Origin of the sequence: Bartonella sp. AA81SXKL (genome assembly GCF_042196945.1) — a bacterium.
Classification (GTDB): Bacteria; Pseudomonadota; Alphaproteobacteria; order Rhizobiales; family Rhizobiaceae; genus Bartonella.
This window is the reverse complement of sequence record NZ_JBHIRH010000295.1, coordinates 1-334: the sequence shown is the minus strand read 5'-3', so window position 1 is coordinate 334 and position 334 is coordinate 1. Positions and strand designations below refer to the sequence as shown.

1 pseudogene is annotated in these 334 nt (G+C 43.1%); it reads right to left on the bottom strand.

From position 1 onward, the window contains the following. A pseudogene (locus ACFINZ_RS11215) lies at nucleotides 1–334 on the bottom strand (glutamate ligase domain-containing protein); the annotation flags it as partial.

Here is a 334-nt window from a genome sequence, read left to right as displayed (position 1 = left end):
ACTGGCTTTACTAAGTCACGATGGAGTTTTTCACTATAAGCCCCCAATTCCAGCATATCACCCAAAATAGCAATTCGCCTTCCCTCCACACCGACTGGCCCTATAGCAAGCAGATCAAGAGCCGCACGCATAGATGCAGGATTTGCATTATAGCTTTCATCAATTAAATAAAATTCGCCTCCACTTGGTAAAGACAATCGATAACGAACACCGCGCCCCTTTTGAGGAGAAAAATAGCTCAAAGAGAGCAAAACAGGTTCTAAATCAACACCAATGGCATCACAAGCAGCAATAACAGCCAAACTATTTTGTATAATATGTCGTCCAGGAGCAC